This is a genomic window from Gemmobacter caeni (assembly GCF_003054195.1).
GTDB lineage: Bacteria > Pseudomonadota > Alphaproteobacteria > Rhodobacterales > Rhodobacteraceae > Gemmobacter > Gemmobacter caeni.
In genome coordinates this window covers 116244-131603 of the sequence record NZ_QBKP01000009.1, presented here as the reverse complement: position 1 = coordinate 131603, position 15360 = coordinate 116244, and the positions used below count along the sequence as shown (strand labels likewise).

Here is a 15360-nt window from a genome sequence, read left to right as displayed (position 1 = left end):
AAGCGTGACTATTTACCTGCGGTAATGTTAGCGGTGCAAAAAACAAGAAGAGTTTCACGATGGACTGGGACAAGCTCAGAATCTTTCACGCGGTTGCCGATGCGGGCAGCCTGACCCATGCGGGGGATACCCTGCATCTGAGCCAGTCTGCCGTCTCGCGGCAGATCAGGGCGCTGGAGGAAAGCCTCAATGTCACCCTGTTCCACCGCCACGCGCGGGGGCTGATTCTCACTGAACAGGGGGAATTGCTGTTCGACGCCACCACCGCGATGGTCAAACGGCTGGAAGCCACCGCCGCCCGCATCCGCGACAGCGAGGATGAGGTCTTTGGCGAATTGCGCGTCACCACTACCACGGGCTTCGGCACGCTGTGGCTGGCGCCGCGTCTGGTGAAGCTTTACCGCAAATATCCGGCGCTGAAGATCGACCTCATGCTGGAAGAGCGTGTGCTGGACCTGCCGATGCGGGAGGCCGATGTGGCGATCCGCATGAAAGAGCCGAGCCAGGCCGATCTGATCCGCCGCCGGCTGATGAACATTCGCATGCGGCTCTACGCTTCGCCTGAATATCTGGCCGAACATGGCACGCCCTCGACCATGGCGGATTTCAGCGCCCATCGCCTGATCTGCCAGCACGCGGGCACGTCGCAGGTGGCAGCGGGCGCCGCGCTGGTCGCGCAACTGATGAGCTATGACATCCCGTCGACCTTCACGGTGAACAACTACTTCGGCGTGCTGCAAGGGGTGCTCAGCCATATCGGCATCGGCGTCCTGCCTGACTACATCACCGAAGATTTTCCGCATCTGGTACGGGTGCTGCCGGATGTCGATTCAAACGAGGTTCCGGTCTTCCTCGCCTACCCCGAGGAGCTGCGGCATTCGAAGCGGGTTTCCGCCTTCCGGGATTTCGTTACCGAAGAGATCCAGCTTTTTCGTAAAACGCACCAAAATTAAGCACTTGCGGGGCATGTTTGGCCAGCCATGCAGCGAGCGCATGACGGCCATGCTGCACCTGCGGCATGATTGCCCTTGATCCGTGCGATCTGCCCACATAAATGGCGTCTTGAAGACGGCAATCGAGTTTCTCTCTTGTCGGCTTCATACCTCCCTGTTGGACTTGGGCCGAGCTTCTGCTCGGCCTTTTTTTTGCTCTGCCGATTATTCGGGCGGTTGCCTGCGGAATATGGGAGGCTCTCCCGCATGACGGAGGCACACATGACCAATCCCCGACAATTCCTTTGCACCTGCGGCACGATGCAGTGGGAAATCGCACCAACCGCCCCCGGCACGCATGTTGAATGCTACTGCGCCGATTGCCAGAGCTTTGTGCGCCACCTGAAGGCCGATGCGATCTGGCTGGATGCCCGGGGCGGCACCGAGATTTTCCAGACCCTGCCGCAGCACATCCGCTTCACCGCCGGATATGACCGGCTGGCGGCCCTGCGTCTGGGGCCGAAAGGGCTGATGCGCTGGTATGCGGGCTGCTGCGGTGCGCCCATCGGCAATTCGCTGCCGCATATGGGCCTGCCGTTCTTCGCGGCGATCCTGAAACCCGGTCAGGCGGGGTTCGGCCCGGTGACCTGCCATGCCAATACGGCTGCCGCACACAGCCCGGTGAAACCGAACGGCACATTCGGCGCCATCCTCGGCCTGCTGGCCCGCGCGCTTCCCGCGAAGATCACCGGAAGCTGGCGACAGAACCCGTTCTTTCGCGACAGCCGCACGCCTGCAGTGCGGCCTGAAATCCTCACCCGGGACCAGCGCAATGCCGCAAGGCCGCCCTCAGGCCGGTAACGGGCCTTTCCTCGGGCCGCGCCTTCCCCTAAAGAAGCCCGCATCACGCATCACGACAGGGCGCCGCCATGCAAGAACCAGCCATCTCTCCCGAGCTGATCGCCTCGCACGGGATCAAGCCCGACGAATACCAGCGCATCCTCGAAATCATCGGCCGCGAGCCAACCTTCACAGAGCTGGGTATCTTCTCGGCCATGTGGAATGAGCATTGCTCTTACAAATCGTCGAAGAAATGGCTGCGCACCCTGCCGACGACCGGCCCGCAGGTCATCTGCGGTCCCGGTGAAAATGCGGGCGTGGTGGATATCGGCGACGGTCAGGCCGTCATCTTCAAGATGGAAAGCCATAACCACCCGTCCTACATCGAGCCGCATCAGGGCGCGGCCACCGGCGTCGGCGGCATCCTGCGCGATGTGTTCACCATGGGTGCCCGCCCCATCGCCGCGATGAACGCGCTGAGCTTCGGCCTGCCCTCGCATCCGAAAACCGCGCATCTGGTGAAGGGTGTGGTTGAAGGGATCGGTGGTTACGGCAATGCCTTCGGCGTGCCCACCGTCGGCGGCGAGGTGCGGTTCCACCGCGCCTACAACGGCAACTGCCTTGTGAACGCCTTCGCCGCCGGCCTCGCCGATGCGGATGCGATCTTCTATTCGGCGGCCTCGGGCGTCGGCATGCCGGTGGTCTATCTTGGTGCCAAGACCGGCCGCGACGGCGTGGGCGGTGCCACCATGGCCTCGGCCGAATTCGACGAGACCATCGAGGAAAAACGCCCCACCGTGCAGGTCGGCGACCCCTTCACCGAAAAGCGCCTGCTGGAAGCCTGCCTTGAGTTGATGCAAACCGGCGCCGTGATTTCCATTCAGGATATGGGCGCGGCGGGTCTCACCTGTTCGGCGGTGGAGATGGGCGACAAGGGCGGTCTGGGCATCCGGCTGAACCTCGACCATGTGCCGCAGCGCGAAGCGGCGATGACCGCCTATGAGATGATGCTGTCGGAAAGCCAGGAGCGGATGCTCATGGTCTTGAAGCCGGAAAAAGAGGCGGTGGCCCGCGCGATCTTCGAAAAATGGGATCTGGATTTCGCCATCGTGGGCGAGACGATCCCGGAAGACCGCTTCCTCATCCTGCACGGCAACGAGGTCAAGGCCGATCTGCCGCTGTCGAAACTGTCGTCCAGCGCGCCGGAATATGACCGTCCGTGGGTGGAAACCCCGACCGCCGCCGCGCTTGGCGATGTGCCCGCCATCGGTGCCATTGACGCGCTGCGCGCGCTGATCGGCAGCCCGACCTATGCCCATAAGGGCTGGGTGTGGGAACAATATGACAGCCAGGTCGGCGCCGATACCGTTGTCCGCCCCGGCATGGCAGCGGGCGTGGTGCGGGTGCATGGCACGGCCAAGGCGCTGGCTTTCACCAGCGACGTGACGCCGCGCTATGTGAAGGCGAACCCGTTCGAGGGTGGCAAGCAGGCGGTGGCCGAGGCCTACCGCAACCTGACCGCCGTCGGCGCCCTGCCGCTGGCCACCACCGACAACCTGAATTTCGGCAACCCCGAAAAGCCCGAGATCATGGGCCAGTTCGTCGGCGCCATCAAAGGTATCGGCGCGGCTGTGGCGGCGCTGGAAATGCCCATCGTTTCGGGCAACGTCTCGCTTTACAATGAAACCGATGGCCAGCCGATCCTGCCGACGCCGACGATCGGCGCCGTGGGTCTGCTCGCCTCGCTGGACGACCTGATCGCGGGTCGCCCCGTCGTTGGCGATGTTGCGCTGGTGATCGGGGAAACCTTCGGCCATCTGGGCCAGTCCGCCCTGCTGGCCGAGGCCTTCGGGATCGAGACGGGCGACGCGCCGCATGTCGATCTGGAAGCCGAAAAGCGCCACGGCGATTTCCTGCGCGCCAACCGCAAGGCGCTGCGCGCCGCGACCGACCTTGGCGACGGCGGCCTTGCACTCGCGGCCTTTGAAATGGCCGAAGGTGCGGGCCTTGGCGTGGCCCTGGACGCAGGCGATATTCCGACGCTGTTCGGTGAAGATCAGGCCCGCTATCTGGTGGCCGCATCCGAAGCAGGCGCCGCCGCGCTGGAAGCCGCCGCGCTGACCACCGGCGTCCCGGTCCTGCGCGTCGGTCGTTTTGGCGGCGATACCGTCCACTTTGGCGCAGACAGCGCCGCTCTGGCCGATCTTTCGGCGCTGTATCGCGGTGCCTTCGCCGCGGCCATCGAAGGATGATCCGTGTCGCGCAGCCTTTGGACGCGGAATTCATCCGCGCCCTCTGGCTGCGCGCTGACAATCGCGTCTTCCTCGATGCCCCCGCCGAGGGCCAGATCGAGGAAGCGATTGCCGTTGGCGACCTGCTGCTCTGGCTCGATGCGACCGAACCCGTGGGCTTTGCACTGATTGTCGAATGGCTGCCCCGTGTGCTGGGACTGCGCGAATTTGCCGTGAGCCGCCCGGGCCTTGGCCGCTCCTTCCTGGAGGCGCTGATGACAGAGGTCTTCACCAGACGCCAGGCGCATCGGCTGGGCCTTGACTGCACCGCCGACAACAGCCGCGCCCTGCGATTCTTCGAAAGCGCAGGGTTTCAGCACGAGGGCGTCTGGCGCGAATGCTGGCAGCGGCCCGGCGGGGACTGGGTGGATTGTGTCTTTATGTCCATGCTGGAACGCGAATGGCAGACACGCGGCCCATGGCCACCGCTTGCAGCCCCCGTCCGCTCGTCCTAGATTGGACGGGAAGGACAGGAGACACCCACATGCCCATGGAAGGCAAGGACATCGAGGCGCTGATCCGGGAATCTTTTCCCGATGCGCAGATCACCATTACCGACCTCGCCGGAGACGGCAATCACTGGGCGGCCGAGGTGGTGGACGCCAGCTTCAAGGGCATGAACCGCGTGCAACAGCAGCGCGCCGTCTATGCCAGCCTGAAGGGCAAGATGGATGGGGCGCATGGCGAATTGCATGCCCTCGCCCTGACCACCAAGGCGCCGGAGTAACAGGCGTGACGCCGAAACTCTGGTTTCTGGCGGTTCTGCTCGGGATCGTGGCGCTGGTCTGGCTGTCCCAGATGCGGCGGCGGGGCAGATACCGGCCCCTCGCTCCCCGCGAGGAACCGAAAGTTCCAGACCACAAGCCAGAGCTTGGGACAGAGGCGATAGACCACGCAAGTTTCGCGGCAGCCATGGCCCGGAACGACGCACTCACCCGGAGAGCGAACCGCATCCAGCGCAGGATGCTTCGCCGGATCAGACAGACAGATTAACGCTTGAGACCGGGGCAAGGCCCCAGCGATGCAAAGGAACCGCAAGATGAGCGCGCAGGACCAGATCCGCGAGACGATCACCAAAAACGACGTGGTGCTGTTCATGAAGGGCACCAAGATGATGCCGCAATGCGGGTTCTCGTCCCGTGTGGCCGGTATCCTGAATTACATGGGCGTCGATTTCGCCGATGTGAATGTGCTGGCCGATGCCGAGATCCGTCAGGGCATCAAGGATTTCTCCGACTGGCCGACCATTCCGCAGCTTTATGTGAAGGGCGAATTCGTCGGCGGCTGCGACATCGTGACCGAAATGACCATTTCGGGCGAACTCGACACGCTGCTGGAATCGAATGGCATCGGCTTCAACAAGGAAGCCGCCGACAAGATCCGCGAGGCGAATGCCTGAGGCGCATTTTGCGTTGACCTTCAGGTCAAAGCCCTGAACCCTGTCCGCAGTGATTGCAGACAGGGTTTTTCATTTCATGGGGATCGAAGCGATTCTGGCGGCCATTGCCGCAGGCTCGGCGCTGCTGTTTCTGGCCTTCGCCCGGCTCAGCTGGAAATGGACGGTGGCGGCGGCGGGCGCCGCACTGTGGCTGGTGGTGGCCCTGGTGATGACCGGAAACCGGACCGATGTGTTCGAGCCGAACCTTGCCGCCGCCGCTGCGCTGGCCCTGCCGCTGGGGCTGGGGCACCTGCTGCTGCGGCTGGTCTATCCGAAACTGAAGGGGCGTGACCGCGCGCTGGCGGTGCCGGTCCTCTCGGCTCTGGTGCTGGGGGTCGCGCTGATCGCGGCGGGAAGTCTGTGGCGCACGGCTGACTGGTGGCTGGGCCTGACCGATGCCCCGGTTGCGCGCAGCACCGCGGATATCCTGGCCCTGCTGGAAGGCCCGCGCGGCGCCTATGTGAACGGCTTTCTGCTGGAGGGGCGTGTGGCGCCTCTGCCCGCGCTCGGAATGGCTGCGGCGGAGGTTATCCGCCTGCCCTGCAATGCCCGTTCGGGTGCCGTGCCCCCCGGGAACAGCAACGTCAAGTCCCGGCTGCCCGGCCTTGTGCACCTTGAACTGACTGATGGTCCAAGCGCGCTGCTGCACCTGCCCGCGAAATCCCGCGATTACGGCGACCTGCCACCGCTGGAGGACGGGTTCGGCGGCTGCGGGCTCAGGGGCGGTATGCTGGCGACGATCTGGTATGAACAGCCGGGTCGCGCCATCAGCAACGGCGCCACGGTGGCCTCTGCCATCGGACCCAGGCTTGTCGAGGCGGGAACCGCCGCCGAATTCAGGGCGCAGGCCCTGCCGCAAATGCAGGTTCTCGCGCGCGCCTTCGTCGCTCTTGCAGCGGCAGGCGCGGCGCTGGCGCTGGTTCAGGCCGTTCTGGCGGTGCCGCACTGGCGGCGGCTGCGGCGGGTGGGCTGACCCTCAGCCCACAGCCGGGGCGTTTTCGTCCAGCTTCTGCGCCAGCGCCTCGGCCCGCGCAGCAATCTCGGCCAGCGTTTCCTCGACCTGCGGCGGGATCACCGGCACCTCGATCCGCTGCGGCTCGGGCGCGGGGCGGGCCTCAAGCTCGGCCAGACGAGACTTCAGGGCGCGCATCTCGTCTTCCAGCGCGGCGGTCTTGTCAGCGAGCATCAGCCCGGCCATCAGCAGCATCCGCCCTTCCGGCAGACGCCCCATCTGCGCCACCAGCGGCTGCGCCTCGGCATCCAGCATAGCGGCGGCCGAACGCAGGAAATGTTCTTCGCCCGCCTGACAGGCCACGGCGAAGCTGCGGCCTGCGATGGTAATATCAATCTCAGGCATCCGTGGCCTCCTTCGTGTCTTCGGCGCTGGCCGCCTCGTCCCCGGCGGCGGCGCGCACGATGGGCCCGATCTCCGACAGGATTTCGGCCAGCTCTGCCGCCTCTGCCGCACGTTCCGACCGCAGCGATTCCAGCTCGGCCAGCATGGCCTTGTTGATCAAATGCGCCTCGACACGCTCCTGCGCCTCTTCCCGCAGCATCCGCAGCGCCTCGCGCAACTGGATCATGTTCTTCTTCATGCGCTGCGCTTCCAGCCCCTGCGCATCCAGTTGCCGGGTCAGTTCCGCGACCCGTTGTTCCAGCGCCGCACCGGCCTTGTTGTCGCGCGCCTTCACGGCCCGCAGGCGGGCAGTGAGTTGTGCATTGGTGGTGCGTTCGGCCTCAAGCTGTTCGCGCAGGCGGGCAAGCTCTTCCGTATCCGGCCCGGCCCCGGTGGCGGCGGTGGGTTCGGCGGGCGTGGCACCCAGCCTGTCGATCCCCGCCCCGATCCGTGTCAGCGCCGCGGAAATGCGCCGCTCCAGCTCTGCCAAATCGTTCATGTCATTCTGCCCTTGCTTGCCGTCTGTGCCGAGACGGGTGCATTTGCACGAATCGCCCCGGCGCGTCGTTTCATTCGATCTTAGCGCAAACATCGCCGGGAATGTGCCCCCAAAACGGCAGATCCTTATCCGCCAAGCACTTGCGGACAAAAGCCCGCCCATGCGCCTTGCGAAGCTTGATCTTGCCCGCCGGGCTGATATGGACCGAAGCGAACCGACGCAACAACGAGGATCCTCGCCGTGGATATTGCGAGCCTGCGCGCCCAGCACCCCGACCACTGGAAGAAAGCCTGCGCCATCCGGGTGCTGACGCTCGATGCGGTGGCGGCCGCCAATTCCGGCCATTCCGGCATGCCGATGGGCATGGCCGATGTGGCGACGGTGCTGTTCGAAAAACACCTGAACTTCGACCCGACCGATCCGAAATGGCCCAACCGTGACCGTTTCATCCTGTCGGCGGGCCATGGCTCCATGCTGATCTACAGCCTGCTGCACCTGACGGGCTACAAGCAGGCCAGCCTTGAAGAACTCAAGAACTTCCGCCAATGGGGCGCCCGCACGGCGGGCCACCCTGAATTCGGCCATATGGAAGGGGTGGAAACCACCACCGGCCCGCTGGGTCAGGGCATCTCGAATGCCGTGGGCTTCGCGATGGCCGAGGAAAGCCTGCGCGCCCGCTGGGGCGCCAAGGTGATGGATCACTACACCTATGTCATCGCGGGCGACGGCTGCCTGATGGAAGGTGTGAGCCAGGAAGCCATCGGCATCGCGGGCAAACATCAGCTGTCGCGCCTGATCGTGCTGTGGGATGACAATGGCATCACCATCGACGGCAAGGTCGAGCTGTCGGATGTGACCGACCAGAAGGCACGCTTTGCCGCCTCGGGCTGGGATGTGTTCGAATGTGACGGCCATGATCCGGTGGAAATCGACGCGGCACTGGACAAGGCCAAGCGCTCGCCCCGCCCGGCGATGATCGCCTGCAAGACGCATATCGCGCTGGGGTCGTCGGCGCAGGACACGTCGAAAGGCCATGGCGCGCTGACCGACAAGCAGCTGATCGCCGATACCCGCGCCGCCTATGGATGGGAGCATGGCCCGTTCGAGATCCCGGCCGATGTGAAATCGGCATGGGAGGCCATCGGTGCCCGTGGCGCGGCCACCCGCGCCGCCTGGGCTGAGCGTTTGGCCGCGCTGCCGCAGGGCAAGCAGGCCGAATTCGCCCGCATCTTCGCAGGCGATCCGGCGCCGAAGCTGGTGTCGGCCATCCGTGGCGTGAAGAAAGCCGCTGTCGAGACGCCGAAGAAGATGGCGACCCGCTCGGCCTCGGAAGTGGTGCTGGCGGCGGTGAACCCGATCGCGCAGGAAACCATCGGCGGTTCGGCAGACCTGACCGGGTCGAACAACACCAAGACCGCCGATCTGGGCGTGTTCGATCCGACGAACCGCAAGGGTCGTTACGTCTACTGGGGCATCCGCGAACACGGTATGGCCGCGGCGATGAATGGCATGGCGCTGCATGGCGGCGTGCGGCCCTATTCGGGCACCTTCATGGCCTTCACCGACTATGCCCGCCCCTCGATGCGTCTGTCGGCGCTGATGGGCATTCCGGTCGTCTATGTGATGACGCATGATTCCATCGGTCTGGGCGAGGATGGCCCGACCCACCAGCCGGTCGAGCATCTGGCGATTTCCCGCGCGACGCCGAACACCTGGGTGTTCCGCCCCGCCGATCTGGTCGAGGTGGCTGAGGCCTGGGAACTGGCGCTGTCATCGAAAACCACGCCGAGCGTGATGGCGCTCAGCCGTCAGGGTCTGGCCCCGGTGCGCACCACGCACACCAACCAGAACCTGTCGGCGCGCGGTGCCTATGTGCTGGCCGAGGCGACGGGCAAGCGTCAGGTCATCCTGATCGCCACCGGGTCCGAGGTCGAAATCGCCATGCAGGCCCGCGCGACGCTGGAGGCGGAAGGTATCGGCACCCGCGTCGTCTCCATGCCCTGCATGGAACTGTTCGCCGCGCAGGACGAGGCCTATCGCAAGAAGGTGCTCCCCGCCGGTCCGGTGCGTGTCGCCGTCGAGGCAGGCGTGCGTCAGGGCTGGGACCGCTGGCTTCTGGGCGAGCGCGGTAAAGAGGCCAAAGCCGCTTTCGTCGGCATGTCCTCCTTCGGCGCCTCGGCCCCGGCAGAGCGGTTGTATCAGGGATTCGGCATCACCGCCGACAATGCCGTGGCACAGGCCAAGGCCCTGCTCTGATCCCGGCTTGAAATCGCGGAACGGCGGCCCCATGCAGGGCCGCCGTTTGCATTTCAGCCCAGCGGCAGCGCCGTCGTCGCCTTGATTTCCTCCATCGAAAGCAGCGCCGTGACGTTGTGGATTTTCACCTGTGAAATCAGCGCCTGATAGAAGGTGTCATAGGCCCGCGCGTTCTTCACCCGAACCTTCAGGATATAGTCGATGTCGCCGGCCAGCCGATGCGCCTCCAGCACTTCGGGGCGTTCGCGCAGGGTTTGCAGGAAGCGGCGCTGCCAGTCGGCCTCGTGCTCCGAGGTGCGGATCAGCACGAAGAAACAGGCCTCCAGCCCCAGCGCCTCGGGGTCCAGCAGCGCGGCCTGCCGGATGATCACCCCGGTCTCTTTCATCTTGCGGATGCGATTCCACACCGGGGTCTTGGAAGACCCCACCTTTCGGGCGATTTCATCCAGCGATTGCTCGGCATCTTCCTGCAGTTCCGCAAGAATTTTCCTGTCCATCTCGTCCAGCCGGGCCGACATTCCCTGTTCCTCCTGTTTCGTGGAACCCCGTCCCACATCGCCGCCCATTCGGAACGGATTTCCTTATCTATCCGCCCATATGGCGCGAAACTAGGAAAATATCCTATATTGCAATGCAGAAACCGCAAGTGCCGGAGGATCGAATGGCCCGCTTCACCCCGAAAGTCGTGACCGCCAATGCGCTGATCGAGGGCGACGTGATCTATCTCACCGCCGACGACCGCTGGACCCGCCTGCATCACGAGGCGGAACTGATCGAGGACGAAGCCCATGCGCAGCTGCGCCTGCTGCATGCCATGGCGCAGAAATCCGTTGCTGTAGGGGCTTATCTGGCCGATGCCAAGGCAGGCCCGAATGGCCCGGAACCCACCCATTTCCGCGAGGTGTTCCGCACCCGTGGCCCGTCCAACTACTTCCTCGGCAAGCAGGCCGAACTCGTCTGACCGCAGCCAGCCAGCCCCGGACCGCATCATGTACAGCTATTCCGAATTCGACGAAGCCTTCGTTCGCACCCGCGTGGCGCAATTCACCCATCAGGTCGAACGCCGCATCGACGGCAGCCTGACGGAAGAGGAGTTCCGCCCGCTGCGCCTGATGAACGGGCTGTATCTGCAACTGCACGCCTACATGCTGCGCGTGGCGATCCCCTATGGCACGCTGAACCCGCGCCAGATGCGGCAACTGGCCCATATCGCCCAGACCTGGGACAAGGGCTATGGCCATTTCACCACGCGGCAAAACATCCAGTTCAACTGGCCGAAACTGTCGGACGTGCCGAAGATGCTGTCGGCGCTGGCCGATGTGGGGATGCATGCCATCCAGACCAGCGGCAATTGCGTGCGCAACGTGACGGCCGACCATTTCGCCGCCGCCGCGGCGGATGAGATCGAAGACCCCCGCCCCTATGCCGAACTGCTGCGCCAGTGGTCGACCGACCACCCGGAGTTCCAGTTCCTGCCGCGCAAGTTCAAGATCGCCATTACCGGCGCCGCGCAGGATCGTGCGGTGACGGCGGCGCATGACATCGGGCTGCGCATCGTGAAGAACGACGCGGGCGAGACCGGCTTTCAGGTGCTGGTGGGCGGCGGTCTGGGCCGCACGCCGATGGTCGCCATGACCGTGCGTGACTTCCTGCCTGTGGAAGATCTGCTGCCTTACGTCGAGGCCGTGCTGAGCGTCTACAACACGCTTGGCCGCCGCGACAACAAATACAAGGCGCGCATCAAGATCACCCTGCACGAGACCGGCAAGGAAGAAATCACCCGCATGATCGAGGCGCGCTTTGCCGAGTTGCGCCCGCTGTTCGGCGGCAACGATCAGGCGCTGCTGGCCGACATCCGCGCGGCTTTCGCGCCGCCCGCCTTCCGCAATGCGCCGGTCGAGGCCTATGACGCCTTCTACAAGGCCGATCCGGTGTTCCGCGCCTGGGCCGATACCAACCTGGCGAAACACCGCAACGACCAGTATGCCATCGTGACGATCAGCCTGAAGGCCCATGGCCAGACGCCGGGCGACGCCACTGCCGACCAGATGCGTGTCATGGCCGATCTGGCCGAGCGTTACGGCCATAACGAGCTGCGCGTCAGCCACGAACAGAACGTCATCCTGCCGCATGTCCACAAATCGGACCTGCCGGCGGTGCATGCCGCGCTGATGCAGGCGGGGCTGGGCACCGCCAATGTCGGGCTGATCTCCGACATCATCGCCTGCCCCGGCATGGATTACTGCGCACTGGCCACCGCCCGCGCCATCCCGGTCGCGCAGGAAATCGCCACCCGCTTCGACGCGTTGAAGCTGGAACATGACGTGGGGCCGCTCAAGATCAAGATCTCGGGCTGCATCAACGCCTGCGGTCATCACCATGTCGGCCATATCGGCATTCTGGGTCTGGATCGCGCGGGGGTGGAGAATTACCAGATCACCCTGGGTGGCGACGGCACCGAAGATGCCGTGATCGGTGAGCGTGCCGGTCCGGGCTTCGCCTATGACGAGATCGTGCCCGCGATCGAGCGGATCGTTCTCGCCTATCTCGACCTGCGCGAAGGCCCGGAAGAAACCTTCCTGCAAGCCTATCGCCGGGTGGGCCTGCCGCCCTTCAAGGCGGCGCTTTATCCGGGGGAAGGAAACCGGGATGCCGCGTGACACCTCGGGGCCGGTCGGTACGGTGGCCGACAGGGTCGCCGCGCTGAACGCCCGCTATCGCCATCACGGCGCGACTGCCGTTCTGGAACATGCGCTGGGTGACCCCGATCTGGGGCGCGTGGCGCTGGTGTCCTCTTTCGGGGCGGAATCGGTCGTGCTGCTGCACCTCGTTTCCGTCATCGCGCCGGAAACGCCGGTGCTGTTTGTCGATACGCGGATGCTGTTCAAAGAAACGCTGGAATATCAGCGCGAACTGGCCGAGAAACTGGCGCTTTGCGACATCCGCACCATCCGCGCGCACCCCAAGAAGGTGGAATTCGACGATCCCGACGGGACGCTGCACCAGTTCAACACCGATGCCTGCTGCGCCATCCGCAAGGTGGAGCCGCTGGAACGGGCCCTGAAGGATTTCGACGGCTGGATCACCGGGCGCAAGCGCTATCAGGGCGCGACGCGGCAGGAGGTCGAGTTCTTCGAGGCCGAGGGCGAAACCCGTATCAAGGTCAATCCGCTGGCACATTGGGGTCGCGAGGATCTTGAGGATTACATCGTCAACAACCGCCTGCCCCGGCATCCGCTGGTCGCCAAGGGCTACCCTTCCATCGGCTGCGCGCCCTGCACCAGCCCGGTGAAACCCGGCGAAGACCCGCGTGCGGGCCGCTGGCGCGGCAGCGCCAAAACCGAATGCGGCATCCATTTCATCAACGGCCGCGCCGTGCGCGGCGGCACCACCGAGGAGAACGCGGCATGAGCGTGATCGTCACCGATACCGGCTTCACCCCCGTGGCCGACAGCCAGAACCCCGGTCTTGATGCCGCGGCCACCGCGACGGCACTGGACCTTGCGCATACTGATGATCCTTCAGCGCTGGCAGACCGGCTGGAAGCGATTGCGTTGATCCGCGTCGCCTTCCCCGCCTTCAGCGATGGCCGCGCCTTCACCATCGGCCGCCGCCTGCGCATGATGGGCTACAAGGGCGAGCTGCGCGCCTTTGGCCATGTCATCGCCGATCAATATGCCATGGCCCGCCGCGTCGGCTTCGACTCGGTCGAGATCCCCGACGATCTGGCCGCCCGCCAGCCGGAGCCGCAGTGGAAATTCCGCGCCGACTGGCAGGCCCATGACTATCAGTCGCGGCTGCGGGCCTGAATCCGGGCTTTTCTCTGGCCTCCACCTGACATATTCAGGATTTGATATTCCATGACCGAGCAAAAACCCGTGTCCGATACCGCCGCGACCAAGGTCCACCTGCCCGATGCGCAAACCGTGCTGTCGGTGAAGCACTGGACCGATGCCCTGTTTTCCTTCCGCGTCAGCCGTCCGCAAAGCCTGCGCTTCCGGTCCGGCGAGTTCGTGATGATCGGCCTGATGGGCGACAACGGCAAACCGCTGCTGCGCGCCTATTCCATTGCCTCGCCCAACTGGGACGAAGAGCTGGAGTTCTACTCGATCAAGGTGCCGGATGGCCCGCTGACCTCGAAGCTGCAACATATCCAGCCAGGGGACGAGATCATCCTGCGCCCCAAACCCGTGGGCACGCTGGTGCATGATGCGCTGCTGCCGGGCAAGCGGGTGTGGTTCCTTGCCACCGGCACCGGCATCGCGCCCTTTGCCAGCCTGATGCGCGACCCGGAGACCTATGAGAAATACGACGAAGTGGTGATGATGCACACCTGCCGCACCGTGGCCGAGCTGGAATACGGCCGGCAACTGGTGGAAGGCCTGCACGATGATCCGCTGATCGGCGAACTGGTGGCGGGCAAGCTGAAATACTACCCCACCACCACACGCGAGGACTTCCACCATACTGGCCGGATCACTGACAACCTGTCCTCGGGCAAGGTGTTTGCCGATCTGGGGCTGGCGCCAATGGACCCGGCGACGGATCGCGCGATGGTTTGCGGCAGCCTTGCGTTCAACAAGGATGTGATGGCGGTGCTGGAAAGCTTTGGTCTGCGTGAGGGCGCCAATTCCGAACCGCGCGAATATGTGGTCGAGAAAGCCTTCGTGGGGGATGGCGTCTAAGGGTCACGCCACAAGTCCTTGAAACAAAAACGCCGCGCGGGTTTCGCGCGGCGTTTCCATTTGATCGGGGCTTACATCCCCAGCGCGGTTTTCACCTGTTTCAGCGCCGCCTCCACCAGCGCCGGATTTTTCGCTGCGCCATCCACTGCCGCCTTGAGCGCAGCCTTGGTGCCATCATCCAGCGTCGAGGCATCAATCAGGCCGTTCAGCTTGGCCGCGTCAAACGTCGCGGGATCGAAAGCATTGGCGGTATCGGCCACCGCACCTGCAGCCGCATCATTGGCCGCTGCGGCAGCATCATTGGCAGCAGCCGCCGCATCCTGCGCGGCGTCAGCCGTGTCGCCCGCCGTTGCATCGGCTGTCGCGGCGGCACTGTTGGCCGCGCCCTCCAGCGTCTTGGCAGCAGTGTCAGCCATGGTGCCCGCGGTCTCACCCGCCGCAGCCGCAGCATCGCCTGCGGCCTGCACCGCCTGCCCGGTCGCCTGCGCCGCTTCGGAGGCCGCTGCCTTCGCCGCACCTTCCGCCGCTTCCGCCGCCTGTTTCGCGGCCTCGGCAGCGCCTGCCGCAGCTTCGGTTGCCGCAGCCGTCGCCTCTTCCGCCGCGCCGGTCACCTTGCCCGCCGCATCCGCTGCCGCGTCAGAGGCCGCCCCGACAGCAGCCGCCGCCGCGTCACCCGCCTGCTGGGTGGCCTCGGCCGCCGCATTCGCAGCTTCCGCCGCCGCACGCGCCGCATCCTCACCCGCACCTTCCACCGCATCCGCGGCAGCTTCGGTCGCGGTCGCGGCTTCGGTCGCGGCCGTCTGGGCTGCGGTCTGCGCCGCCTCCGTCGCGGTCTCCGCAGCTTTCTCGGCTTCACCCGGGGCCTGCTGACCGAAGAAATAGTAGCCCGCAGCAGCAGCCGCGACGACCACACCGCCAATGATGACCTTGCTGTTCATAGTCGTGTCCCTTCCTGTGGCACCGAAATCTGGCACTCCCGTCCCAGATGGGGGTTTGGCGCCGCAATTTGAAGGGGAAATTGCC

At 64.9% G+C, this 15360-nt stretch carries 17 protein-coding genes; 13 read left to right on the top strand and 4 right to left on the bottom strand.

Annotated features, from left to right (window positions below; all coding sequences use genetic code 11):
- Positions 1-59: 59 nt before the first annotated feature.
- The 7 genes from C8N34_RS15005 to C8N34_RS14970 all read left to right on the top strand — a co-directional run bounded on the left by C8N34_RS15005 (position 60) and on the right by C8N34_RS14970 (position 6474).
- Entirely contained in the window at positions 60-953 is an 894-nt protein-coding gene (locus C8N34_RS15005) for a LysR family transcriptional regulator (RefSeq protein ID WP_054303680.1), read from the top strand.
- A gap of 261 nt (positions 954-1214) precedes the next feature.
- Entirely contained in the window at positions 1215-1793 is a 579-nt protein-coding gene (locus C8N34_RS15000) for a DUF6151 family protein (protein ID WP_054303681.1), read from the top strand.
- Between the two features lie 68 nt (positions 1794-1861).
- A complete protein-coding gene (purL, locus tag C8N34_RS14995) occupies positions 1862-4024 on the top strand; it encodes a phosphoribosylformylglycinamidine synthase subunit PurL (protein ID WP_108129480.1) in 2163 nt (720 codons plus the stop codon).
- Positions 4021-4518, top strand: a complete 498-nt coding sequence (locus tag C8N34_RS14990; protein ID WP_108129479.1) for a GNAT family N-acetyltransferase — start codon at positions 4021-4023, stop codon at positions 4516-4518. Before purL ends, C8N34_RS14990 begins: the two co-directional genes overlap by 4 nt.
- 29 nt (positions 4519-4547) lie before the next feature.
- Complete coding sequence (locus C8N34_RS14985) at positions 4548-4790, top strand: BolA/IbaG family iron-sulfur metabolism protein (protein ID WP_054303684.1); 243 nt, start codon at positions 4548-4550, stop codon at positions 4788-4790.
- Positions 4791-5102: 312 nt separating this feature from the next.
- Positions 5103-5462 carry a Grx4 family monothiol glutaredoxin gene (gene grxD / locus C8N34_RS14975; RefSeq protein WP_054303686.1) on the top strand — a complete coding sequence of 120 codons (360 nt, stop codon included), beginning with the start codon at positions 5103-5105 and terminating at the stop codon, positions 5460-5462.
- 76 nt (positions 5463-5538) lie between these two features.
- Positions 5539-6474 carry a hypothetical protein gene (locus C8N34_RS14970; RefSeq protein ID WP_108129477.1) on the top strand — a complete coding sequence of 312 codons (936 nt, stop codon included), beginning with the start codon at positions 5539-5541 and terminating at the stop codon, positions 6472-6474.
- A 3-nt stretch (positions 6475-6477) separates the two neighbouring features.
- On the opposite strand, the gene C8N34_RS14965 is transcribed toward C8N34_RS14970, so the two are convergent.
- Entirely contained in the window at positions 6478-6858 is a 381-nt protein-coding gene (locus tag C8N34_RS14965) for a cell division protein ZapA (RefSeq protein ID WP_108129476.1), read from the bottom strand.
- Positions 6851-7396: a hypothetical protein gene (locus C8N34_RS14960; RefSeq protein ID WP_054303725.1), complete on the bottom strand. Its 546-nt coding sequence runs from the start codon at positions 7394-7396 to the stop codon at positions 6851-6853. Before C8N34_RS14960 ends, C8N34_RS14965 begins: the two co-directional genes overlap by 8 nt.
- A gap of 240 nt (positions 7397-7636) precedes the next feature.
- Here C8N34_RS14960 and tkt point away from each other — a divergent pair, with 240 nt between their 5' ends.
- Entirely contained in the window at positions 7637-9652 is a 2016-nt protein-coding gene (gene tkt, locus C8N34_RS14955; protein ID WP_108129475.1) for a transketolase, read from the top strand.
- A gap of 53 nt (positions 9653-9705) precedes the next feature.
- On the opposite strand, the gene C8N34_RS14950 is transcribed toward tkt, so the two are convergent.
- Positions 9706-10170, bottom strand: coding sequence for an Lrp/AsnC family transcriptional regulator (locus C8N34_RS14950; protein WP_108129541.1), 465 nt, complete (start codon positions 10168-10170; stop codon positions 9706-9708).
- A gap of 143 nt (positions 10171-10313) precedes the next feature.
- On the opposite strand from C8N34_RS14950, the gene C8N34_RS14945 reads away from it, so the two are divergent.
- From C8N34_RS14945 to C8N34_RS14925, 5 genes are read left to right on the top strand one after another with little or no spacing between them, the layout of a single operon-like run.
- Positions 10314-10613: a DUF2849 domain-containing protein gene (locus C8N34_RS14945; protein ID WP_054303689.1), complete on the top strand. Its 300-nt coding sequence runs from the start codon at positions 10314-10316 to the stop codon at positions 10611-10613.
- Positions 10614-10641: 28 nt separating this feature from the next.
- Complete coding sequence (locus tag C8N34_RS14940; RefSeq protein ID WP_108129474.1) at positions 10642-12312, top strand: nitrite/sulfite reductase; 1671 nt, start codon at positions 10642-10644, stop codon at positions 12310-12312.
- Complete coding sequence (locus C8N34_RS14935) at positions 12302-13063, top strand: phosphoadenylyl-sulfate reductase (protein ID WP_108129473.1); 762 nt, start codon at positions 12302-12304, stop codon at positions 13061-13063. The genes C8N34_RS14940 and C8N34_RS14935 overlap by 11 nt, the downstream gene beginning before the upstream one ends.
- Positions 13060-13461, top strand: coding sequence for a DUF934 domain-containing protein (locus C8N34_RS14930; protein WP_054303692.1), 402 nt, complete (start codon positions 13060-13062; stop codon positions 13459-13461). Before C8N34_RS14935 ends, C8N34_RS14930 begins: the two co-directional genes overlap by 4 nt.
- 51 nt (positions 13462-13512) lie before the next feature.
- Positions 13513-14337: a ferredoxin--NADP reductase gene (locus C8N34_RS14925; RefSeq protein WP_054303693.1), complete on the top strand. Its 825-nt coding sequence runs from the start codon at positions 13513-13515 to the stop codon at positions 14335-14337.
- A 71-nt stretch (positions 14338-14408) separates the two neighbouring features.
- Here C8N34_RS14925 and C8N34_RS14920 read toward each other — a convergent pair whose 3' ends face one another.
- Positions 14409-15275, bottom strand: coding sequence for a hypothetical protein (locus tag C8N34_RS14920; protein ID WP_108129472.1), 867 nt, complete (start codon positions 15273-15275; stop codon positions 14409-14411).
- Positions 15276-15360: the final 85 nt, after the last annotated feature.

Bases quoted from the DNA above. Each gene is read 5' to 3' on its own strand.
- C8N34_RS14950 (WP_108129541.1), bottom strand. From the start codon at position 10,170: ATGTCGGCCCGGCTGGACGAGATGGACAGGAAAATTCTTGCGGAACTG.
- C8N34_RS15000 (WP_054303681.1), top strand. From the start codon at position 1,215: ATGACCAATCCCCGACAATTCCTTTGCACCTGCGGCACGATGCAGTGG.
- grxD (WP_054303686.1), top strand. From the start codon at position 5,103: ATGAGCGCGCAGGACCAGATCCGCGAGACGATCACCAAAAACGACGTG.
- C8N34_RS14935 (WP_108129473.1), top strand. From the start codon at position 12,302: ATGCCGCGTGACACCTCGGGGCCGGTCGGTACGGTGGCCGACAGGGTC.
- C8N34_RS14965 (WP_108129476.1), bottom strand. From the start codon at position 6,858: ATGCCTGAGATTGATATTACCATCGCAGGCCGCAGCTTCGCCGTGGCC.
- C8N34_RS14970 (WP_108129477.1), top strand. From the start codon at position 5,539: ATGGGGATCGAAGCGATTCTGGCGGCCATTGCCGCAGGCTCGGCGCTG.
- C8N34_RS14985 (WP_054303684.1), top strand. From the start codon at position 4,548: ATGCCCATGGAAGGCAAGGACATCGAGGCGCTGATCCGGGAATCTTTT.
- C8N34_RS14925 (WP_054303693.1), top strand. From the start codon at position 13,513: ATGACCGAGCAAAAACCCGTGTCCGATACCGCCGCGACCAAGGTCCAC.
- C8N34_RS15005 (WP_054303680.1), top strand. From the start codon at position 60: ATGGACTGGGACAAGCTCAGAATCTTTCACGCGGTTGCCGATGCGGGC.
- C8N34_RS14945 (WP_054303689.1), top strand. From the start codon at position 10,314: ATGGCCCGCTTCACCCCGAAAGTCGTGACCGCCAATGCGCTGATCGAG.
- C8N34_RS14990 (WP_108129479.1), top strand. From the start codon at position 4,021: ATGATCCGTGTCGCGCAGCCTTTGGACGCGGAATTCATCCGCGCCCTC.
- C8N34_RS14960 (WP_054303725.1), bottom strand. From the start codon at position 7,396: ATGAACGATTTGGCAGAGCTGGAGCGGCGCATTTCCGCGGCGCTGACA.
- C8N34_RS14930 (WP_054303692.1), top strand. From the start codon at position 13,060: ATGAGCGTGATCGTCACCGATACCGGCTTCACCCCCGTGGCCGACAGC.
- C8N34_RS14940 (WP_108129474.1), top strand. From the start codon at position 10,642: ATGTACAGCTATTCCGAATTCGACGAAGCCTTCGTTCGCACCCGCGTG.
- purL (WP_108129480.1), top strand. From the start codon at position 1,862: ATGCAAGAACCAGCCATCTCTCCCGAGCTGATCGCCTCGCACGGGATC.
- C8N34_RS14920 (WP_108129472.1), bottom strand. From the start codon at position 15,275: ATGAACAGCAAGGTCATCATTGGCGGTGTGGTCGTCGCGGCTGCTGCT.